Source organism: Williamsia sp. z34, assembly GCF_059553395.1.
Genome location: NZ_JCANWW010000002.1, coordinates 1 through 22679, shown reverse-complemented (window position 1 = coordinate 22679; position 22679 = coordinate 1). Strand labels below are relative to the sequence as shown.

At 63.1% G+C, this 22679-nt stretch carries 15 protein-coding genes and 3 rRNA genes; 8 read left to right on the top strand and 10 right to left on the bottom strand.

What is annotated here, in order from left to right:
• Positions 1-44: 44 nt before the first annotated feature.
• From AC51GT_RS04430 to AC51GT_RS04410, 5 genes are all read left to right on the top strand, one after another.
• Positions 45-635: an isochorismatase family protein gene (locus tag AC51GT_RS04430; protein WP_496328022.1), complete on the top strand. Its 591-nt coding sequence runs from the start codon at positions 45-47 to the stop codon at positions 633-635.
• A gap of 13 nt (positions 636-648) precedes the next feature.
• Positions 649-2748, top strand: coding sequence for an ATP-dependent DNA helicase (locus AC51GT_RS04425; RefSeq protein ID WP_496325439.1), 2100 nt, complete (start codon positions 649-651; stop codon positions 2746-2748).
• Between the two features lie 101 nt (positions 2749-2849).
• Positions 2850-4856, top strand: a complete 2007-nt coding sequence (locus tag AC51GT_RS04420) for a maltotransferase domain-containing protein (protein ID WP_496328469.1) — start codon at positions 2850-2852, stop codon at positions 4854-4856.
• Positions 4853-7063 (top strand): 1,4-alpha-glucan branching protein GlgB, encoded by a 2211-nt coding sequence (glgB, locus tag AC51GT_RS04415; protein WP_496328021.1) that lies wholly within the window; start codon positions 4853-4855, stop codon positions 7061-7063. The genes AC51GT_RS04420 and glgB overlap by 4 nt, the downstream gene beginning before the upstream one ends.
• 19 nt (positions 7064-7082) lie before the next feature.
• Positions 7083-8531 carry a neutral zinc metallopeptidase gene (locus AC51GT_RS04410; protein ID WP_496325441.1) on the top strand — a complete coding sequence of 483 codons (1449 nt, stop codon included), beginning with the start codon at positions 7083-7085 and terminating at the stop codon, positions 8529-8531.
• 41 nt (positions 8532-8572) lie between these two features.
• Here the strand turns inward: AC51GT_RS04410 and AC51GT_RS04405 are convergent, their stop codons facing one another.
• The 4 genes from AC51GT_RS04405 to AC51GT_RS04390 are packed head-to-tail and all read right to left on the bottom strand — an operon-like array spanning position 8573 to position 12324.
• Positions 8573-9541, bottom strand: a complete 969-nt coding sequence (locus tag AC51GT_RS04405; RefSeq protein WP_496328020.1) for a tetratricopeptide repeat protein — start codon at positions 9539-9541, stop codon at positions 8573-8575.
• Entirely contained in the window at positions 9541-10740 is a 1200-nt protein-coding gene (locus AC51GT_RS04400) for an MFS transporter (protein ID WP_496328019.1), read from the bottom strand. The genes AC51GT_RS04405 and AC51GT_RS04400 overlap by 1 nt, the downstream gene beginning before the upstream one ends.
• Positions 10741-10787: 47 nt before the next feature.
• The gene (locus AC51GT_RS04395) at positions 10788-11123 is read right to left on the bottom strand and encodes a DUF3817 domain-containing protein (RefSeq protein WP_496328018.1); all 336 of its coding nucleotides are present in this window, start codon (positions 11121-11123) and stop codon (positions 10788-10790) included.
• A 13-nt stretch (positions 11124-11136) separates the two neighbouring features.
• Positions 11137-12324 (bottom strand): acetyl-CoA C-acetyltransferase, encoded by a 1188-nt coding sequence (locus tag AC51GT_RS04390; RefSeq protein ID WP_496325445.1) that lies wholly within the window; start codon positions 12322-12324, stop codon positions 11137-11139.
• 66 nt (positions 12325-12390) lie between these two features.
• Between AC51GT_RS04390 and mce the strand changes: the two genes are divergently transcribed.
• Together mce and AC51GT_RS04380 are read left to right on the top strand one after the other, a co-directional pair.
• Positions 12391-12870 carry a methylmalonyl-CoA epimerase gene (mce, locus tag AC51GT_RS04385; protein WP_496325446.1) on the top strand — a complete coding sequence of 160 codons (480 nt, stop codon included), beginning with the start codon at positions 12391-12393 and terminating at the stop codon, positions 12868-12870.
• 117 nt (positions 12871-12987) lie between these two features.
• On the top strand, positions 12988-14031 hold the full coding sequence (locus tag AC51GT_RS04380) for a hypothetical protein (RefSeq protein ID WP_496328017.1): 1044 nt from the start codon (positions 12988-12990) through the stop codon (positions 14029-14031).
• An 11-nt stretch (positions 14032-14042) separates the two neighbouring features.
• On the opposite strand, the gene AC51GT_RS04375 is transcribed toward AC51GT_RS04380, so the two are convergent.
• On the bottom strand, positions 14043-14303 hold the full coding sequence (locus AC51GT_RS04375) for an Rv1322 family protein (RefSeq protein ID WP_496328016.1): 261 nt from the start codon (positions 14301-14303) through the stop codon (positions 14043-14045).
• A gap of 16 nt (positions 14304-14319) precedes the next feature.
• Positions 14320-15000 carry an endonuclease NucS gene (gene nucS, locus AC51GT_RS04370; RefSeq protein ID WP_496328015.1) on the bottom strand — a complete coding sequence of 227 codons (681 nt, stop codon included), beginning with the start codon at positions 14998-15000 and terminating at the stop codon, positions 14320-14322.
• A 67-nt stretch (positions 15001-15067) separates the two neighbouring features.
• Between nucS and AC51GT_RS04365 the strand changes: the two genes are divergently transcribed.
• A complete protein-coding gene (locus AC51GT_RS04365; protein ID WP_496325450.1) occupies positions 15068-15613 on the top strand; it encodes an NUDIX domain-containing protein in 546 nt (181 codons plus the stop codon).
• A gap of 22 nt (positions 15614-15635) precedes the next feature.
• On the opposite strand, the gene glsA is transcribed toward AC51GT_RS04365, so the two are convergent.
• The 4 genes from glsA to AC51GT_RS04345 form a co-directional block, all read right to left on the bottom strand.
• Positions 15636-17030 (bottom strand): glutaminase A, encoded by a 1395-nt coding sequence (gene glsA / locus AC51GT_RS04360; protein WP_496328014.1) that lies wholly within the window; start codon positions 17028-17030, stop codon positions 15636-15638.
• Positions 17031-17127: 97 nt separating this feature from the next.
• Positions 17128-17244 (bottom strand): 5S ribosomal RNA (gene rrf, locus AC51GT_RS04355).
• Between the two features lie 119 nt (positions 17245-17363).
• A 23S ribosomal RNA gene (locus tag AC51GT_RS04350) occupies positions 17364-20501 on the bottom strand.
• 391 nt (positions 20502-20892) lie between these two features.
• Positions 20893-22413: ribosomal RNA gene (locus tag AC51GT_RS04345) — 16S ribosomal RNA — on the bottom strand.
• The 16S, 23S and 5S rRNA genes sit together here, the layout of an rRNA operon.
• Positions 22414-22679 lie beyond the last annotated feature (266 nt).

Sequence of the window (22679 nt, the reverse complement as noted above, 5' to 3'; positions counted from 1 at the left end):
TCATCGTAAGGGATGGTTTTGTCTCATCGAGTAGGGAATCTGTTGTGAGCGAACATATTCGAACCGCACTGCTGATCGTCGACGTGCAGAACGACTTCTGCGAGGGCGGCTCACTGGCAGTGCGTGGCGGGGCCGACGTGGCGGCAGCGATCACCCGGTACACACGTCGCGACCACGGCTACCAGGCGATCGCCACCACCCGCGACCACCACATCGATCCGGGCGCTCACTTCTCCGACACCCCCGACTTCGTCGACAGCTGGCCCAGGCATTGCGTCGTGGGCACGCCGGGCATGGACTTCCATCCGCACTTCGACGCCTCCGTCGCGGATGCCACCTTTTCCAAGGGACATTTCAATGCCGCATACTCGGGCTTCGAAAGTGTCGACAGCACCGACACGCCGCTCGTCGACTGGTTGCGCGATCGTCAGATCAACGCCGTCGACGTAGTCGGTCTGACCACCGACCACTGCGTCCGGGCCACCGCGCTCGACGCCGCTGCCGCGGGATTCGAGACCCGGGTCCTGCTCGGCTACTGCGCCGGGGTCGCCGCCGAGACCACCTCGGCCGCGATTGCCCAGATGAGCAGCGCCGGCGTCACACTCGTGCCGCCGTCGGCAGGAGACCACATCTGATGACAGACCCGCAGTGAGTTCGATACCCGAGGTACCCGACCTCCTCGCCGAGGCCGTCTCGGCACTGGGCGGCGCCCGGCGCGACGGCCAGCTGAAGATGGCCTCGGCCGTGGCCCATTCCATCGACACCGGCGAACACCTCGCCGTACAGGCCGGTACCGGTACCGGTAAGTCGCTGGCCTATCTGGTCCCGTCGTTGCGTCATGCCGTCGACACCGGCAAGACGGTGGTCGTCTCGACGGCGACCATCGCCCTGCAGCGCCAGCTCGTCGACCGAGATCTGCCCCGGACCGCGACCGCGCTCACCAAGCCGCTCGGCAGGCCGCCGGAGTTCGCGATCCTCAAGGGTCGCGGTAATTACCTGTGCCTGAACAAGATCCACGCCGGGACGCTCGACGAACCGGCCGACGACGACCTGTTCAGCGGCGGCGGTCAACCCGATCCGTTCGCCGCCTCCCGGCTCGGACGTGAGGTCACCCGTCTGCGCGAGTGGACCTCCGATACCGAGACCGGCGACCGCGACGACCTAGCCACCGGTGTCTCCGACCGCGCCTGGCGGCAGGTCAGCGTGACCGCCCGCGAGTGCCTCGGGGCCACCAACTGCTCGTATGGTGCCGACTGCTTTGCCGAGAAGGCGAAAGTGAAGGCTGGTCAGGCCGATCTGGTGGTCACCAACCATGCCCTGCTCGCGATCGATGCGATGAGCCCGGCCGCGATCCTTCCCGAGCACGATGTCGTGGTGGTCGACGAGGCGCACGAGCTCGCCGACCGGATCACGTCGGTGGCCACCGCGGAGATGTCGGGCGGCACCATCGCCGGTGTGGCCAGACGCTGCGGAAAACTCATCGACGACGAACTCTCCGACGACATCGCGGGCAGCAGCGAACAGATCGAGGTGATGCTCGACGAACTCGCCCCCGGTCAGTGGACGGGGCTGCCCGACGGCGCTCCCCTGGCACTGTCGTCCCTGCGCGATCGGTTGTGGCGGGCGCACACCGCCATCGGTCCGCGCCGCAGCGGTGAACTGGACGCCGATGCCAGCGCGGCCCGATCGGCCGCGCTGACCGCCTTGGAGGAGATGCACGACACCGCGGTCCGGATCCTGGGGGCGTTCGACGACCCCGACCCGGCCCGGCGTCCGGACGTCGTGTGGGTCGCCGAGGAACTCGTCCGCGGCGATCGGAAGAAAGTACTGAGGGTGGCGCCCCTGTCGGTGGGCGGGCTGCTGCGTGCCTCACTGTTCGCCAACGCCACCGTGATCCTGACGTCGGCGACGCTGACCGTCGGTGGTTCGTTCGACAGCCTGGCCGCGGAATGGGGTCTGCCGCCGCATCGCCCGCGGTCGGACGACGACTCGGAACCGCAGACCCAGGCGACCAAGTCGGCGCAGAGCATCACCGCCATCGGTAAGCCGCCGCCATCCGACAAGAAGAAGATCACCTGGAACGGTGTCGATGTGGGTTCGCCGTTCGACCATCAGAAGGCCGCCATCCTCTATGTGGCCCGCCACCTGCCCGCCCCGGGCCGGGACGGGCTCTCGCCCCGCATCATCGATGAGATGGTCGAACTCATCACCGCGGCCGGCGGCCGTACGCTCGGTCTCTTCTCGTCGATGCGCGCAGCCAAGGCGGCTGCCGAGGCCGTGCGGGCCCGCATCGATCTACCCGTGCTGTGCCAGGGTGAAGGTGCCACCGGTGCGCTGGTCAAAGAGTTCGCGGCCGATGAGAGCACATGCCTGTTCGGCACCCTGTCGTTGTGGCAGGGCGTCGACGTCCCGGGCCCGTCGCTGAATCTGGTTCTCATCGATCGCATCCCGTTCCCGCGCCCCGACGATCCCCTGCTGTTGGCGCGCCAACAGGCGGTCGAGGCCCGCGGCGGCAACGGTTTCATGGCCATCGCCGCCGGCCATGCCGCACTGCTGTTGGCCCAGGGCACCGGCCGTTTGTTGCGGTCCACCTCGGACCGCGGCGTGGTGGCCGTCCTCGACTCACGTTTGGCAACGGCCCGATATGGCAACTACTTACTGGCGTCGTTGCCACCCTTCTGGCGAACCTCGGATGCGCAGTTGGTCCGCGGAGCGCTGAGCAGATTGCGCGGCGACACCAAGGCCTGAGCCGCTCGAGCGCGCGCCGAACCGGCCGCGGTCGCATACGGTGGAACCGACAGCGATGACAGAGCAGAACCCCTCGAGAACCTGGAAAGGTGGCGCAGAAGGTGATAGGGCGCATCGGGATCGATGACATAGCCCCCGTGGTCTCCTCAGGTCAGTTCTCCGCGAAAGCGGTTGTCGGAGAGACCGTCCCCGTAAGCGCAACGGTCTGGAGGGAAGGCCACGACGCCGTCGCCGCCACATTGCATGTCGATGGTCCGGCACGGAGCGCGAACCTCGACATCCGGATGTCGCCGGGCGCGGAGCCCGACACGTTCAACGCGCTGTTCACGCCGGATGCCGTCGGCTATTGGTCCTTCCGGATCGATGCCTGGAGCGACCCGTTCGCGACCTGGCGCGACGCCATGGACAAGAAACTCGCCGCCGGTCAGGGCGCTTCCGAACTCGCCAACGACATCGAGCGCGGTGCGCAGCTGCTCGAAAAGGCGATCCCACTCGTTCCGTCCGATGACCGCGAGTTGCTGACCGGCGCCATCGCCGTCCTGCGCGACCAGCGGGCGGTTCTCGCGGTGCGCGTCGCGCCGGCGCTCTCGGAGCAGGTCAGTACCCTGCTGATCGACTACCCGGTCCGCGAACTGGTCACCAAGAGCCGGACCCACCGCATCTGGGTCGACCGGGTCCGTGCGCTGTTCGGATCCTGGTACGAGATGTTCCCCCGGTCCACCGGAGGCTGGGACAACGAGGGCCATCCGGTTCACGGCACGTTCCTGACCGCCGCCGAAGATCTGCCCCGCATCGCAGACATGGGCTTCGACGTGGTCTATCTGCCACCGATCCATCCGATCGGCGAGGTGAACCGCAAGGGGCCCAACAACTCCGTCACCGCCGGACCCGACGATGTCGGCTCCCCGTGGGCAATCGGTTCGGCCGACGGTGGTCACGACGCCATCCACCCACGTCTGGGCACGCTCGACGACTTCCACTATTTCCGCCAGCGCACCGAGGAACTCGGCATGGAGGTCGCGATCGACCTCGCACTGCAATGCGCGCCCGACCATCCCTGGACCACCGAACATCCCGACTGGTTCACCATCGAACCCGACGGGACGATCCGGTACGCGGAGAATCCGCCGAAGAAGTACCAGGACATCTACCCGCTCAACTTCGATGACGACCGCAACGGGATCTTCCGCGGCGTACTGAAGGTCGTGCTGCACTGGGTCAAGCAGGGCGTCAAGATCTTTCGGGTCGACAACCCGCACACGAAGCCGCCGGATTTCTGGGAGTGGCTCATCATCGAGGTCAAGAAACGCGACCCCGACGTGCTGTTCCTCGCCGAGGCCTTCACCCGGCCCGCCCGGCTGTACGGTCTGGCCAAGCTGGGGTTCACGCAGTCCTACACGTATTTCACCTGGCGGACCGCCAAGTGGGAGCTCACCGAGTTCGGGAACGAGATCGCTGCCAAGGCAGACGTCTGCAGGCCCAACCTGTTCGTCAACACCCCGGACATCCTGCACGAGAGCCTGCAACACGGCGGCCCGGCGATGTTCGCGCTGCGCGCGGCCCTGGCAGCCACCCTGTCCCCCACGTGGGGTGTCTACAGCGGGTACGAGTTGTTCGAGCACCAGGCCGTCCGCGAGGGCAGCGAAGAGTATCTGGACTCGGAGAAATATCAGCTGCGGCCCCGTGACTACAAGGGGGCGGCCAGCCGTGGCGAATCGCTCGAGGGCTGGATTCGCTCACTCAACGAGATCCGCAGGCGCCACCCGGCGCTGCAGCAATTGCGGTACCTGAAGTTCCATCACATCGACAACGACGCACTCATCGCGTTCTCGAAATTCGACCCGCACACCGGCGACACCGTGGTCGTGGTCATCAACCTCGACCCGTTCGCCGCCCAGGAATCAACCGTGTGGCTGGACATGCCCTCACTCGGCTACAACTGGCACGACCGCTTCAGCGGTATCGATGAAGTGACCGGCGAAAGCTTCCACTGGGGCCAGGCCAACTATGTCCGGCTCGAACCATGGCGTTCCGTTGCCCACATCGTTGCACTCCCGCCCATGCCAGAGGCGGCGCGCAGCGCACTCGCGTTCAGGACTCCCTCATGACCACATCGTCCAACACCGCACCCGACGCCACCCTCGAGAAGTCAGAACTCGACAGGCTCCTGTCCGGTACACACCACAACCCGCACGGCGTTCTCGGCGCCCATCCATCGGGCGAGTACACGATCCTGCGCACCCTCAAGCCTGATGCGGTCTCGGTGAGCGCTGTGATCGGCGGCGTCGACTACCCACTCGCGTACCAGGATTCAGGCCTGTTCGTCGCCACCATCCCGATCGCCGAGCTGACCGACTACCGGTACCGCGTCACGTATCAGGACACGACCGGCACCCCCCGCGAGTTCGTCGTCGCCGACGGCTACCGATTCCTTCCCAGCCTCGGCGAGCTCGACATCCATCTGTTCACCGAGGGCAGGCACGAACGACTGTGGGAAATCCTCGGCCCGCAGTCGCGGCTGTACTCGACGCCGGACGGAGATGTCGACGGCACCAGCTTCGCGGTGTGGGCGCCCAATGCCCAGGGCGTGACCGTCATCGGCAGTTTCGACGGCTGGCGGGGGCATACGGCACCGATGCGCAGCCTCGGTTCGTCCGGGGTCTGGGAAGTGTTCGTGCCCCATATCGGTCCGGGCACCACGTACAAATACCGGATCACCGGCAACGACGGTGTCGTCCGGGAGAAGGCCGATCCGATGGCGCGGGCCGCCGAGGTCCCGCCGGCCACCGCCTCGATCATCCCCGAGACGTCGTTCGAGTGGACCGATGCCGAGTGGGTGGACCGCCGCGAGAAGCTGGACGCGCTGACCGAGCCGATGAGCGTGTACGAGGTACATCTCGGGTCGTGGCGCCAGGGTCTGGGGTATCGCGAACTCGCGGACGAGCTCGGTGCGTACGTCAGCGAACTCGGCTTCACCCATGTCGAGCTGCTGCCGGTGTCCGAGCACCCCTTTGGTGGATCGTGGGGTTACCAGGTCACCTCGTACTACGCTCCGACCTCGCGTTTCGGCACGCCCGACGACTTCCGCTTCTTCGTCGACCGGCTGCACGAGCTCGGGATCGGCGTCCTCGTCGATTGGGTACCGGCGCACTTCCCCAAAGACGCCTGGGCCCTTGCCCGTTTCGACGGCACGCCCCTCTACGAACACGGTGATCCGCAGCGCGGTGAGCAATTGGACTGGGGCACTTACGTTTTCGACTTCGGTCGACCCGAGGTCCGCAACTTCCTGGTTGCCAACGCGCTCTACTGGTTCGACGAGTTCCACATCGACGGACTGCGGGTCGACGCCGTCGCCTCGATGCTCTACCTCGATTACTCCCGTCCGGACGGCGGCTGGTCCCCCAACATCCACGGGGGTCGCGAGAACCTCGAGGCCGTGCAGTTCCTGCAGGAGATGAACGCGACCGTCCACAAACACCACCCCGGTGTCGTGACGATCGCCGAGGAATCGACATCATGGCCGGGCGTGACCCGAGACACCAACCTGGGCGGACTCGGCTTCACCATGAAGTGGAACATGGGCTGGATGCACGACACCCTCGGTTATCTCGGGCGTGATCAGATCCACCGCAGCTTCCATCACCACGAGATCACGTTCTCCCTGATGTACGCCTGGAGCGAGAACTTCGTCCTGCCCATCAGCCACGACGAGGTCGTGCACGGCAAGGGCACACTGTGGACGCGGATGCCGGGTGATTCACAGACCAAGGCCGCCGGAGTCCGCGCACTACTCGCCTACATGTGGGCCCATCCCGGCAAGCAGTTGCTCTTCATGGGCCAGGAGTTCGCCCAGACCCCGGAATGGTCCGAGAGCCGCAGTCTGTCGTGGGAGCAGCTCGAAGGCTGGGAGGGCGAGCTGCACGCGGGTGTCCAGTCGCTCGTCGCCGACCTGAACAGCACATACCGTCGGCGCCCGGCCCTTTACAGCCAGGACATCACACCCAGCGGCTATTCCTGGATCGACGCCAACGACACCGCGGGCAACATCATCAGTTTCCTGCGATGGGGGTCGGACGGTTCCGTGGTGGCCTGCATCTTCAATTTCTCCGGCACCACCCGCACCGACTACCGCGTGGGCCTTCCGGTCGCCGGGGCGTGGAACGAAATCCTCAACACAGATGCACCGGCGTACGGCGGAACCGGCGCCGGTAATCTCGGGCAGGTGACCGCACACAGTGAAGCCTGGCACGGCCGTCCCGCGTGTGCCCGGCTGACGTTGCCCGCCAACGGAGCCATCTGGATCGCGCCGGCCTAGCGGCGGCGAGGGCACTTCGGTGAACACACGACGAATATCGTGGATCAGCGGGCTGGTCGGTGTCTGCCTGGTGGTGTCGTCCGGTTGCGCCGGCCGCGAAGAGCAGGTCGTGGTCGACGGCGATCCGGTGTCGGTGTACTCCGACCCGTTCACCGTTGCCGGCCTCACGGTCAGCGACGGACCCACCGGTTTGCGCGAAGGCGCCGGCGATCCGGTTCTCGACATCGACAACGCGGATTCCGGTGAGATCGACACCCTGATGGCCGCGGCCCTGCTCGATCTCGAGAAGTACTGGAAAGAGGCGTTCGAGCCCGCGTTCGGCGATGAGTTCAAAACCGGTCTGGGCTTCGTGTCCTGGGATGCCGAGGCTCCCCGAAGCGCATCGGTGACCTTCTGCGGCGACTCGACCTATGGTCACGTCAATGCCGCCTTCTGCCCACCTCGGGACCAGATCGGCTGGGACCGTGGCGTTCTGATGCCGGCCCTGCTCGACGAGTTCGGGCCGATGGCCCCGGTGACGGTCATCGCCCACGAGTACGGCCATTACGTGCAGATGATCGCCGGCATCGACAAAGACGCCTCCCCGATCGTCAGTGAGCAGCAAGCAGACTGCCTCTCGGGCAACTTCATCCGATGGATCGCCGAGGACAAGGGCGAGTACCTGCAGATCAACACCGCCGACGGGCTCAATACCGCTGTCGCCGCGCTGATCTCGGCCCGGGACAGCGAACGTGGGCAATCCGATCACGGCACCGCGTTCGAGCGGGCCCGTGCATTCGAAACCGGATTCGGCAACGGGCCGGACAGGTGCGGGGCCATCGATGAGATCAGCATCGACGACATGCGCGATGCGATGCCGCCGCGCTTCGACAATGCCGGCAGCATCGACAACACCCGGTTCAGCGCCGGCGGGCTGGACTCGGTGATCTCATCGCTCGAAGAGTTCTTCGCCCTGCCGCCCGACGTCCGGCCTGCCGTCGACACCGAAACCCTGGACACCCGGTGTCCCGGCGTCGACACCGTGGCCACCACGCCACCGGTGGCGTTTTGCCCGGCGACCAATTCGCTGTCGATGGATTCGTCGGAGCTGGCGTCGATCGCCGACAACGGCACCAGCGGACCCCCTGGCCTGCCGAGCTACATCGCCGGCGATTTCAGCGCCTACTCGTTGGTGGCATCCCGCTACTCGATCGCGGCCCAGCAGGCCCGCGGTCAGGTGATCGACCAGCCGGTCTCCGCGGCCCGGGCGGCCTGCGCCACCGGGCAGTGGGCCCGGTCGACCGCAGACTCCGGCACCTTCACCCTGCGCGGCGGTGACCTCGACGAGCTGGTGTCCGGTCTTCTGGTCAGCGGCGCCGTGGCCAGTGACGTGGCCGGCCGATCACTTCCGAGCGGGTTCTCCCGGATCGCAGCGTTCTCGGCCGGCTACTTCGACACCGACAGTGGTTGCTCCCGCTACGACCCGTGAGACCCGATCAGTACAGCGCGGTCATCAGTACAGGGCGGTCATCAGTACAGGGCGGTCGCGAGCTTGCGCCGCGCCGCGACCACAAAGGGTTCGGCCGGGTCGAACAGTTCGAAGAGTTCGAGGAGCCGGGCCCGAGCGGCGGCGCGGTCGTCGCCGGCAGTCCTGGCAACGACTTTGACGATCCGGTCGAATGCGGCCTCGGGCTGCTGATTGAGCAGTTCCACGTCGGCGGCGGCCAGTTGCTTCTCGAGATCGTCGGGCGATGCGTCGGCGAGCTCTGCCGGATCGTGGGACTGGGCCCGCGCGACAAACGTCAGGTTGCGGACCAGGGAGGCGGCCTCGATGTTGTTCGGCTCGGCGGCAGCGATCTCTTTGTAGTCGGCCAGGGCCCCCTCGATGTCGCCATCGTTGAGTTTGTCCTCGGCCGCCGCCATCCGCGGGTCGACGGGTTCCTCGGCATCCGCACCGCCCGCAGCGGGCGCACCGGTGAGGCCGGCGCCGTGCTGACTCATGACGTCGTCGATCCAGCCCTGGATCTGTGCGGCGGGCTGTGCACCGGCGAACGCCGACACCGGCTGACCGCCGATGATCGCGACCACGGTCGGAACGGACTGCACGCCGAACAACTGCGCGATGCGCGGATTGGCGTCGACGTCGACCTTCGCGAGCACCCAGGCGCCACCGGACTCGGCGGCCATCCGCTCCAACGTCGGTGACAGTTGCTTACAAGGACCACACCAGGTTGCCCACAGGTCGACGACGACCAGCACCTGCGAGGACCGGGCGACGACCTCGGACTCGAAGGTTTCCTCGGTGACGTCGTAGACGGCGGGGAACCCGGCTCCCCCGGCCGGAGCCGACGGGGGTGCGGCTCCCGGCGGCGGTGCCGGCCGATTTGCTTGTGCGCGTTGCGCCTCGGCGCGCTCTTTGAGACCTGAAAGGTCCACGGCGCCTGACATCGCCGCTGCCGCACGGGCAGCCGCCTGCTGACTTTGTTGCGGTCTGGTCATTACTCCAGTTTGGCACGGTCATCGGAGCAGTGGTGCCGGGGTCCGGTTGTGCGGGGCCGGACCACCGGCGCGAAAACGATGGCGATCACCAACCCGGCGACCGCAAACCACAACGCACTCCCGAGAGAGAACCACTGACCGATCGGTCCGATGACGGCCGGGCCCGCCAGCATCCCGACATACCCGAAGCCGACAACCACCGAGATGATCTGGCCGCTCGACGCCGTCGTGACGTTTCCGGCCGCGGTGAACAGCTGCGGAACCCCGCCCGCGATGCCGAGCCCGAACACCGCCCACCCGACGATGCTCCACGGTGCACTGGGAGCGCAGATCGCCAACGCCATCCCGCCGACGGCGACGGCTGCCCCACCGCGCACGACGGCGACCGGGCCGAACCGGGCGCTCACCGCGTCGGCGGAGAATCGGAAGATCACCATCGTGGCACTGAATGCGCCGAACGCAACGGCGCCCAGAGCGTCGGAGGCGTCATACCTCTCGACGATGTAGAGCGCACTCCAGTCGTAGGCGACGCCCTCGGCCAGCATGAGCATGAACGCCACCAGGGCGAGCAGCGCGATCCGGCCCCAGGGCCGAGGTTCGTTCTCCCCGACGTCCTCGACGGCCACCCCGGTTGCGGCCCGCTCAGGGGTTGCCACCTCGTCGCCCGCCCGGCCGGTGAACAGATCACCGGACAGGACGGCAACGCTGATCAATCCCACTGCGCAGAACGTCCCCAGCACCGCCATGAGGGGCACGTCGAGCGCAAGACCGGCGGCCACGATTCCCGCGCCGACCAGCCCACCCACCGAGAAGTATCCGTGGAACGACGACATGATCGGCCGCTTGTACGTGCGTTCACACAGCACGGCCTGGGTGTTCATCGAGACGTCGAGCGCGCCGTTGAAGAAGCCGAACGTGACGAGAGCCGCGGCCAGCGACATCGTGCCGGTTGCCAGGCCAGGCAACAGGATCGCCAGCGACAGGCCGGTCGCGCTGATGACCGTGGGCCACTTGGATCCGATGCGGTCGGTCAACGGGCCCACCAGTTGCATCGCGACCAGGGCCGCCCCGCCGATCGCCAGCAGCAGGCCGCCGAGGGTGGCATGGCTGACGCCGGTTCGGTCCCCGATCACCGGGATGTGGGCCACCCACATGGCGGCCAACAGCCCGTTGAGTCCGAAGATGCACGAAACCGCCACCCGCACCCGAAGATTCGGGTGCGCGATGGCGGTTTCGGTTGGTGATGTCAGGCTGTTGCAACCTTCGACGGTGCTTCGGTTCCGTCGAGCAGGCCCTTGCGCTTCGCCCACACCTCGAAGACCACGGTGCCGAACGGCGGAATGCTCGCCAGCAGCGCGAGACCGGCGGTGAACAGGTTCCACTTCAGGCGCCACGCGGTGAACAGCGAGACCACGAGGTACACCATGAACACGATGCCGTGGGTCATGCCCGGGATCGCGATGGCTTCTTCATGGCCGAGCACCCACTTGAAGAACATCGCGATCAGCAGCGCCAGCCAGGTCACGGCCTCGGCAATCGCCACTACTCGGAAGATCTGGGCGGTGAGTTTTGCAGAAATCAATTTTCGGTCACTTTCACTTCTTGGGTACTGAGATTATGAGCGCATCACCCTGTCCACCGGCGCCGCAGAGGGCGGCCACACCGGTGCCACCTCCGCGACGGGCGAGCTCCAGGGCCAGATGCAGCGTGATACGCGCACCGGAGGCACCGATCGGGTGACCGATCGCGATGGCACCACCGTTGACGTTGACCTTGTCCTGCGAGACACCGAGTTCCTTGGTCGAGGCCAGGCCGACCGCCGAGAATGCTTCGTTGATCTCGTAGAGGTCGAATCCGGCGGGGTCGATCCCGGCCTTCGAGGCAGCCTTGCGGATGGCGTTGGCCGGCTGGTGCTGCAGGGTCGAGTCGGGTCCGGCGACAACACCGTGCGCGCCGATCTCGGCGATCCAGTCGAGTCCGAGCGCCTGCGCCTTCTCCTTGCTCATCACGATGACGGCGGCGGCGCCGTCGGAGATCTGCGAGGAGTTGCCGGCGGTGATGGTTCCGTCCTTGCGGAAGGCCGGGCGCAGACGACCGAGGGAATCAACGGTGGTGTCGGCGCGGATGCCCTCATCCTCGGCGAACAGGACCGGATCGCCCTTGCGCTGCGGGATCGGCACCGGCACGACCTCGTCGTCGTACACGCCGTTCTTCCACGCGATGGCGGCCCGCTGGTTCGACTGCGCCGCGTACTCGTCCTGCTGCTCGCGGGTGAACTTCTCGACGTCGTTCTGCTGCTCGGTGAGCGCACCCATCGGCTGATCGGTGAACGGATCGTGCAGGCCGTCATAGGCCATGTGATCGACCAGTTCGGTGTTGCCGTATTTGAAGCCGCTGCGGCTGCCCTGCAGGATGTGCGGCGCCTGGGTCATCGATTCCTGACCACCGGCGACCACACACTCGAACTCACCTGCGCGGATGAGCTGATCGGCCAGCGCGATCGCGTCGATGCCCGACAGGCACATCTTGTTGATCGAAAGAGCGGGGACATCCCAGCCGATACCGGCCTTGACCGCGGTCTGCTTGGCGGGCATCTGGCCTGCACCGGCACCGAGAACCTGTCCCATGATGACGTATTCGACCTCAGAGGCAGGGACGTTGCCCTTCTCCAGGGCCCCGCGGATGGCGATCGCGCCGAGATCCACCGCGCTGAAATCCTTGAGCGAACCCATCAATCGGCCGATCGGGGTACGTGCTCCGGACACTATTACCGACGTTGTCATCTGTTCTGACCTCTCTGAAAGCTGGCTGAATCGTCGCTCAACTAACCCCGAGGTTACCTTTATGCCATGAGCACATCTGAACAGAACCCCCAGTCAGTGGCCATGGCCACCATCGGAGAGCTAGTCACCGCGGTCGATCACGTCGGGATCGCAGTGCCCGATCTCGAGGCCGCCAAGGCCTGGTACCTCGACAACCTGGGCCTGGTGACCCTGCACCAGGAGACCAACGCCGCCCAGGGCGTGGTCGAGGCGATGGTGGGTCCGGCAGGTGCCGACAAGACGCACGCCCTGATCCAGCTGCTCTCGCCGATCGACGAGACGTCGACCATCGCCAAGTTCATCGACCGCAACGGTCCCGGACTGCAGCAGATGGCGGTCCGGGTCACCGACATCGAGGAGGTCACCCGCCGTCTGGTCGCCAACGGTCTGCGGGTGCTGTACACCGAGCCGCGCCGCGGCACCGCGAACTCGAGGATCAACTTCATCCATCCCAAGGACGCCGGTGGTGTCCTCCTCGAACTGGTGGAACCGGCCGCCACGCACTGACGATCGCGCTCGTGAGAGCCGACCGGATGGTGGGCACGGGTTGCAGCCTGGTAACTCCTGTGGCGCACACCGTGTTCACCGCCGGTACCGGTGACAACACAGCGTAAAATCTCACCCATGCCAATCAACGAGGCCACATCTGCCAGCGGCCTGCCGTTTGCCACGGTCATGCGTGGTTACGACCGGGATCAGGTCACCGAGTTCTTCCGTCGCTTCGACGCGGAGATGCGGGTCATCGCCGCCGACCGCGACGCCGCCACAGCCAATGCCCGGGAACTCGCCGAGAACCTCGAGATCGCCCGCGACAACATCGACGAGCTCCGCCGCGAGGTCAATCGGTTGTCCGTTCCGCCGACCACCGTCCAGGGGATGAGCGAGCGCGTCTCCAGCATGCTGCGCCTGGCCTCCGACGAAGCCTCGGAGATCCGGGCACAGTCCGAAGCCGAAGCTGCGGAAGTACTTTCGATCGCCCGCCAGGAGGTCGCGCAGCACCGCGAGGAGATCGCGCGCAAGGTCGAGGAAATCGAGAACCGCCGCGAGGCGATGGCCGCCGAACACGAGGCCACGATGATCGCGGCCCGCAACGAGGCGCAGCGCATCATCGCCGAGGCGAAGGCGCAGGCAGAAGAGCTCGACGCCCGGGCACAGGCCAACCGGGAACGGATTCAGCAGGACTTCGACATCACGATGGCCGCCCGCCGGACCGAAGCCGTCGAGGCAGCGGCCAAACTCGAGACCGACAGCAAGAACGAAGCTCGCGAACTGCTCGAGAACGCACACGCCGAAGCCGAGAGTCTGCGGCAGCGTGCAGCGTCCGCGGCAACCGAAAGAGTCACGCGCTCACAAGAAGTCACCGAGCAGGTGCGCGCGCTGCGGAGCCGGATGCTGTCCCAGCTCGCCGAGATCCGCAACCAGCTCGACGACGTCCCCCAGCTGCTCGCCGAGGTGGAGAACGAGCCCGAATTACTCGATCCGAACACCACCGGACTGCTGAACAAAGAGCTCTCCGACAACGCACGTCTCGATGAACCGTCGTCGTCCCCCGCCGGCGATGCCGTTGATCCCGAAACCGCCGACCACTCAACACTCGACGAGTCGACCGATCTCGAATCAGCGGACGAGACGGACACCCCGGACCGGGTCAGTACGTCGTACCGGTAAACCGGCGACGTTCAGCGTCGTGCACGGCGGGTGCCGCGCGTGCCGCGACGCCAGCACCCGGTGTGCCAATGGCGGCGATCATCAAGATAGGACGCGCCGCCAGTGAACCCGTCCATGCCGTAATCGTCCACCGGCCAGGCCACCACATGCGGAACACCTACCGCGATGGACTGATTGCAGCCCGGGCACCGGTAGATCTTCGTGGCGCGCTGGCCGGCAATCGGCCGGACGTAGTAGTCGTCGCCGCCGGGGCCGGACTCGATCCGTTCCATCACACCCGTCGATATCTCAGAACAGCCGGAACTCGGTGCTCTCGGTCCCCCGAAGCTTGTCGTAGTCGAGAATCACGCAGCGGATACCGCGATCGTTGGCGAGCGTCTTGGCCTGCGGCTTGATCTGCTGGGCCGCGAAGACACCCTGCACCGGCGCCAGCAGCGGATCCCGGTTCATCAGCTCCAGGTAGCGCGTCAGCTGCTCGACGCCATCGATCTCGCCGCGTCGTTTGATCTCCACCGCAACCGACGAGCCGTCTGCATCCCGGCACAGCAGGTCGACGGGACCGATCGCGGTCATGTACTCCCGGCGCACCAGCGAATAGCCGGGACCGAGTGTCTCGACGTGTTCGGCCAGCAACTCCTGCAGATGTGCCTCGACACCGTCCTTGACCAGGCCCGGATCGACGCCGAGTTCGTGGCTCGAATCATGCTCGATGTTCGTGATCGTGATCTGGAGTTCTTCGCCGGCCTTGTTCGTCACCACCCAGAGTTGCGGCCCATCAGGCGTTTCCGGAGTCGTCTCCACCAGCCAGCACGGCGGGCTCATCCAGTTCAGCGGCTTGTAGGCACGATCGTCGGCATGCACACTGACCGAACCATCGGATTTGATCAACAGCAGTCGGCGAGCTTTGGGCAGATGGGCGGTGAGCCGTCCGACGTAGTCGACCTGGCATTCGGCAATAACAAGACGCACGAGACCACCTTAGGCCCGTGGCCGCGATGCGCGTCGCCCCCGTGCCGTGCGCCGGCCATATTCTGATGTGGTGTCGATCAAGCGAGTGTCTTCAGCCGAGATATATGCCAATCCGTGGTTGTCCCTGCGAGAGGACAAGATCGTGCGCTCCGACGGCAGCGGTGGGATCTACAGCGTGGTCGACAAGCCGGAGGGAGTCATCGTCATCCCCCGCGAGGAGGGTCGGGTCTTCCTGGTCGAACAGTTCCGCTACGCGGTCGATGCGCGACGATGGGAGTTCCCGGCGGGCACGGCGCCGGACCGCCAGGTGATTCCGGCGCAGACACTTGCGGTCCGCGAGCTCGCCGAAGAAACCGGTCTGAGTGCCGGGTCGCTCACCCACATCGGCACGGTCGACGTGGCACCCGGTTTCAGCAGTCAGCGACAAGCGGTGTTCCTCGCAGAGGACCTCGAGGTCGGCGTGACGCAACGCGAGCACGAAGAACAAGACATGGATGCCCGGTGGTGGTCGGTTGCCGAACTCTGGGCCGCGGTGGCATCCGGCCAGATCTGCGACGCCCAGACCCTGGCGGCTCTGACGCTGCTCACCGCGCACGACGCCGCCCAGAACTGACCGGGCGTGCGCACTTGCCTGACTAAGGCTTCTCGATCGCGATCTTCAGCAAGAAGTCTTCGGCCTCGGCCAGCGCCTCGGCCATCGACTTGACGACGTAGTCGAGCTGCGGGGCTCGCTGGGCCTCATGAGCGTGCCGTCGCAGCACGACGCCGTCCGGATCGACCACCACCGCAGTGCGTTCCACGTTCTCGAGGTTCTTGCTGGCACCGAGGAACATCGTTCTCGATACGGCGTCGACCTGATCGACTCGACTCATGTCCAGGATCACCACGTCGAACTCCTGGGCCGCCGACCGAATACGTCGGAGCACGCTCTCGGTGCCGGAGAACGTGAGGTCGCCTTGCAGTTCGTAGATCCTGATGCGATCGCGCTTGCCCCTGAGGAAGTGCCTTTCGAACTCATTGCGGTCGGTGGCGACCTCGAACTCCTCGGCGTTCCGGAACGAGCGAACCGCGGACCTGCTCTCCCTCGCGACGTTGAACATGTGGAGCCCCAGGTCGGAAGAGAGCCGCTTGCAGGCGCTGACACCACGGATGCTGTTGCCGTGCACGTCGAGGAGCGGAGAGTAGACACCGATACCGAGTTGTCCGGGCAGCACGGCCATGATCCCGCCGCCGACCCCGCTCTTGGCCGGGAGACCCACCCTGGTCACCCAGTCGCCGGCCCCGTCGTACATTCCACACGTCGTCATCACGCTCAGTACCCGTTGGACAACACTCTGCGTCATCACCCGCCGGCCGGTCCGTGGGTTCACTCCCCCGTTCGCCAGGGTGCCCCCGATGGCCGCGAGATCGTTGGTCGTGACGATCAACGAGCACTGACGGAAGTAGAGGTCGATCGAGTCCTCCGGGGAGGCCTGCAGGGCACCGAAGCTCTGCAGCATGTACGCGATGGCACGGTTCCGCGCACCACTGCGCATCTCGGAGGCGTACACCTCGGTGTCAAGTGACAGCTGACGGCCGGCACAGGACGAGTAGAAATCGAGCAGTTCCGCGAACGCGGTGTCCACATCGGGCTCGATCTCGAGAAGCAGCGAGGCCGACAGAATCGCACCCGCGTTGATCATCGGGTTGCGCGGCCGACGCTGTGAATCGACACTTATCTCGTTGAACGCCTCACCCGACGGTTCGACGCCGATACGCGCATCGACCACGTCAAAACCCTTGTGCGTCAAAGCGAGTGCGTAGGTGAGCGGCTTCGACACGGATTGGAGGGTGAACCCGACACCCGAGTCGCCGATCGAATACACATATCCGTCGTGCAGCGCCAACGACAACCCGAAGCGGAACGGATCGACCTGGGCGAGTTCCGGTATGTAATCCGCGAGCGCGCCTTCATCGCCGACCGAGCAACTTTCATGGATGTGTTGCAGGTACGACTCGACCAGAGACGGACCGCCGATCAGTGATGCCATGACTCATCTAAGCAAACATCCCCACCGTGTGGGGATAGCAAAATACCCTGTATTCGAGTCCATTGCTGGAATCGGATACAGGGTATTCGCAAATTGTGTTCGGCGGTGTCCTACTCTCCCACACTGATTAGGGTGCAGTACCATCGGCGCTGGTAGGCTTAGCTTCCGGGTTCGGAATGGGACCGGGCGTTTCCCTACCGCTATAGCCGCCGTAACAATGTGAAACAACCATCGTCACAAATCAAATCAATGATTAGTGCTGATCATTTGTTTGTTTGTGTGTTGTTTCAGATATTGCACAGTGGATGCGWGACAWAMTTGTSTTCTTGTTTTGGTTGTAAGTCCTCGGCCGATTAGTACCAGTCACCTGCACCCGTTACCGGGCTTCCAGTTCTGGCCTATCTACCCCATGGTCTGTAGGGGGCCTTAACCCTGCTAAGAGGGTGAGAAACCTCATCTTGGAACAGGCTTCCCGCTTAGATGCTTTCAGCGGTTATCCCTTCCGAACGTAGCTAACCAGCGGTGCCCTTGGTAGGACAACTGGCACACCAGAGGTTCGTCCGTCCCGGTCCTCTCGTACTAGGGACAGGTTTCCTCAAGTTTCTTACGCGCGCGGCGGATAGAGACCGAACTGTCTCACGACGTTCTAAACCCAGCTCGCGTGCCGCTTTAATGGGCGAACAGCCCAACCCTTGGGACCTACTCCAGCCCCAGGATGCGACGAGCCGACATCGAGGTGCCAAACCATCCCGTCGATATGGACTCTTGGGGAAGATCAGCCTGTTATCCCCGGGGTACCTTTTATCCGTTGAGCGACACCGCTTCCACTTGCCGGTGCCGGATCACTAGTCCCGACTTTCGTCCCTGCTCGACATGTACGTCTCACAGTCAAGCTCCCTTGTGCACTTACACTCAACACCTGATTGCCAACCAGGCTGAGGGAACCTTTGGGCGCCTCCGTTACATTTTAGGAGGCAACCGCCCCAGTTAAACTACCCACCAGGCACTGTCCCTGAACCAGATCATGGTCCGAAGTTAGATGTCCAATACGATCAGAGTGGTATTTCAACAACGACTCCACACACACTGGCGTGCATGTATCACAGTCTCCCACCTATCCTACACAAACCGAACCGAACAACAATACCAAGCTATAGTGAAGGTCCCGGGGTCTTTTCGTCCTGCCGCGCGTAACGAGCATCTTTACTCGTAATGCAATTTCGCCGAGTCTGTGGTTGAGACAGCAGAGAAGTCGTTACGCCATTCGTGCAGGTCGGAACTTACCCGACAAGGAATTTCGCTACCTTAGGATGGTTATAGTTACCACCGCCGTTTACTGGGGCTTAAATTCTCAGCTTCACCACCGAAGTGATTAACCGGTCCTCTTAACCTTCCAGCACCGGGCAGGCGTCAGTCCGTATACATCGTCTTACGACTTCGCACGGACCTGTGTTTTTAGTAAACAGTCGCTTCTCTCTGGTCTCTGCGACCACACCCAGCTCAGGAGGAAAACTCCATCACCAGACATGGTCCCCCTTCTCCCGAAGTTACGGGGGCATTTTGCCGAGTTCCTTAACCACAGTTCTCTCGATCGCCTTAGTATTCTCTACCTGACCACCTGTGTTGGTTTGGGGTACGGGCCGTGTCGCCACTCGCTAGAGGCTTTTCTCGGCAGCATAGGATCATGGAATTCGCCTCATTCGGCTACGCATCACCTCTCAGGCTATATGTGTTCCGGATTTGCCTAGAACACGCCCTACAGGCTTACACCAGTACAACCACTGACTGGCCCCACTACCTTCCTGCGTCACCCCATCGCTTGACTACTACCAGCTAAGGTCCTGTGCAGCCGGTCCCAGACCACCCGAAGGTGGAAAAGAACTTTTTGGACAGTTAGTACAACTGATTCATCACGGGCGCGACTACACGGGTACGGGAATATCAACCCGTTGTCCATCGACTACGCCTGTCGGCCTCGCCTTAGGTCCCGACTCACCCTGGGCGGATTAGCCTGGCCCAGGAACCCTTGGTCATTCGGCGGCGAAGTTTCTCACTTCGCTTTCGCTACTCATGCCTGCATTCTCACTCCCACACCCTCCACACCTGGATCACTCCGATGCTTCCATGGATGCAGGACGCTCCCCTACCCACCCACACACCTAGCCAACTGTTCGCAAACAGAAGGCGGGCTATTGTGTGAGTGCCGCGGCTTCGGCGGTGTACTTGAGCCCCGCTACATTGTCGGCGCAGGATCACTTGACCAGTGAGCTATTACGCACTCTTTCAAGGGTGGCTGCTTCTAAGCCAACCTCCTGGTTGTCTTCGCGACCCCACATCCTTTTCCACTTAGTACACGCTTAGGGGCCTTAGCCGGCGATCTGGGCTGTTTCCCTCTCGACTACGAACCTTATCGCCCGCAGTCTCACTGCCGCACTCTGACTCACTGGCATTCGGAGTTTGGCTGACGTCAGTAACCTTGTAGGGCCCATCGGCCATCCAGTAGCTCTACCTCCAGTGAGGAACATGCGACGCTGCACCTAAATGCATTTCGGGGAGAACCAGCTATCACGGAGTTTGATTGGCCTTTCACCCCTACCCACAGCTCATCCCCTCCATTTTCAACTGAAGTGGGTTCGGTCCTCCACGACGTCTTACCGTCGCTTCAACCTGGCCATGGGTAGATCACTCCGCTTCGGGTCTAGACCCGGCGACTCATACGCCCTATTCGGACTCGCTTTCGCTACGGCTGCCCCTCACGGGTTAACCTCGCCACCGAGCACTAACTCGCAGGCTCATTCTTCAAAAGGCACGCCATCACCCACCATCGACTAAACGATGCATCGGCTTTGACGGATTGTAAGCGCACGGTTTCAGGTACTATTTCACTCCCCTCCCGGGGTACTTTTCACCTTTCCCTCACGGTACTAGTCCGCTATCGGTCACCAGGGAGTATTCAGGCTTATCGGGTGGTCCCGACAGATTCACAGCAGATTTCACGGGCCCGCTGCTACTTGGGTGTCTACTACAACAGTTGTCGCGTTTTCGTCTACGGGACTCTCACCCTCAACGGCAGGCCGTTCCAGACCACTTCGACTAACACAACAATTTTTTACTGTCGGCCGATCCGGCAGAATCGACAAAATAGATCCCACAACCCCACACAGACAACCCCTGCCGGGTATCACATCTGCATGGTTTAGCCTCATCCGCTTTCGCTCGCCACTACTCACGGAATCACATGTTGTTTTCTCTTCCTGTGGGTACTGAGATGTTTCACTTCCCCACGTTCCCTCCACACACCCTATATATTCAGATGCGGGTAACACGACATCACTCGTGCTGGGTTTCCCCATTCGGACACCCTCGGATCACAGCTCGGTTGACAGCTCCCCGAGGCTTATCGCAGCCTCCTACGTCCTTCATCGGCTCCTGGTGCCAAGGCATCCACCGTACGCTCTTAAACACTTACAAACATTTATCAAAACAAAAATAAAGATGCTCGCATCCACTGTGCAATTCTCAAACAACACACACCAACCAACCCCAACACCCCAACAACCACTCTTCAGCAATCGTTGATAACAGGCGGAACCTGGCCGATATCTTGTCTAACCCTAGAAAGAACACGTGTGTTCTCTCAGGACCCAATAGTGTATCGATGCTTTATGTGGTCACCCACACAAACGCCGGCGCCACTTCCTCACGAAAGCTGACCGGCATTGTTAGTGTTTCACCCATTTGAGCTCCCACCACTGAACATTCGCCAGTGAAGCGGGGCCACCACACTCACACCCCATGCAAAAGCACGGTGAGGTGCTGGTACAAAGCAGCACACGAGAGCGTGGTTTATGTTGCTCCTTAGAAAGGAGGTGATCCAGCCGCACCTTCCGGTACGGCTACCTTGTTACGACTTCGTCCCAATCGCCAATCCCACCTTCGACGGCTCCCTCCCACAAGGGGTTGGGCCACCGGCTTCGGGTGTTACCAACTTTCATGACGTGACGGGCGGTGTGTACAAGGCCCGGGAACGTATTCACCGCAGCGTTGCTGATCTGCGATTACTAGCGACTCCGACTTCACGGGGTCGAGTTGCAGACCCCGATCCGAACTGAGACCGGCTTTAAGGGATTCGCTCCACCTCACGGTATCGCAGCCCTCTGTACCGGCCATTGTAGCATGTGTGAAGCCCTGGACATAAGGGGCATGATGACTTGACGTCATCCCCACCTTCCTCCGAGTTGACCCCGGCAGTCTCTCACGAGTCCCCGCCATTACGCGCTGGCAACATAAGATAAGGGTTGCGCTCGTTGCGGGACTTAACCCAACATCTCACGACACGAGCTGACGACAGCCATGCACCACCTGTACACCAACCACAAGGGGGGCCATATCTCTATGGCTTTCTGGTGTATGTCAAACCCAGGTAAGGTTCTTCGCGTTGCATCGAATTAATCCACATGCTCCGCCGCTTGTGCGGGCCCCCGTCAATTCCTTTGAGTTTTAGCCTTGCGGCCGTACTCCCCAGGCGGGGTACTTAATGCGTTAGCTACGGCACGGATCCCGTGAAAAGGAACCCACACCTAGTACCCACCGTTTACGGCGTGGACTACCAGGGTATCTAATCCTGTTCGCTACCCACGCTTTCGTTCCTCAGCGTCAGTTACTACCCAGAGACCCGCCTTCGCCACCGGTGTTCCTCCTGATATCTGCGCATTTCACCGCTACACCAGGAATTCCAGTCTCCCCTGTAGTACTCAAGTCTGCCCGTATCGCCCGCACGCTTGGAGTTAAGCCCCAAGTTTTCACGAACGACGCGACAAACCGCCTACGAACTCTTTACGCCCAGTAATTCCGGACAACGCTCGCACCCTACGTATTACCGCGGCTGCTGGCACGTAGTTGGCCGGTGCTTCTTCTCCAGGTACCGTCACTTTCGCTTCGTCCCTGGTGAAAGAGGTTTACAACCCGAAGGCCGTCATCCCTCACGCGGCGTCGCTGCATCAGGCTTGCGCCCATTGTGCAATATTCCCCACTGCTGCCTCCCGTAGGAGTCTGGGCCGTGTCTCAGTCCCAGTGTGGCCGGTCGCCCTCTCAGGCCGGCTACCCGTCGTCGCCTTGGTAGGCCATTACCCCACCAACAAGCTGATAGGCCGCGGGCCCATCCCAAACCGCCGGAGCTTTCCACCACCAGACATGCATCTGGTGGTCATATTCGGTATTAGACCCAGTTTCCCAGGCTTATCCCAAAGTTTGGGGCAGATCACCCACGTGTTACTCACCCGTTCGCCACTAATCCACCAGCAAGCTGGCTTCATCGTTCGACTTGCATGTGTTAAGCACGCCGCCAGCGTTCGTCCTGAGCCAGGATCAAACTCTCCATGAAAACCTTCCAAAACCGCTCCGAAGAGCGAGTTTCAAAAAAATATGTCCTGAAGAGATTTCATAATCCCAACCAAACAAAAACTGACACCACCACAGGACTCAAAACCTGCGATGGGATCAAAAAATTATCTAACTAATGCCGGCACCACACATCCGCCAACCCGACCAAACCCCAGACTGGGATTTCGTCACCGTGACAGACATACAGCACCTAAATTGGCACTAACAATCCATCGACACACTATCGAGTTCTCAAAGAACACACCC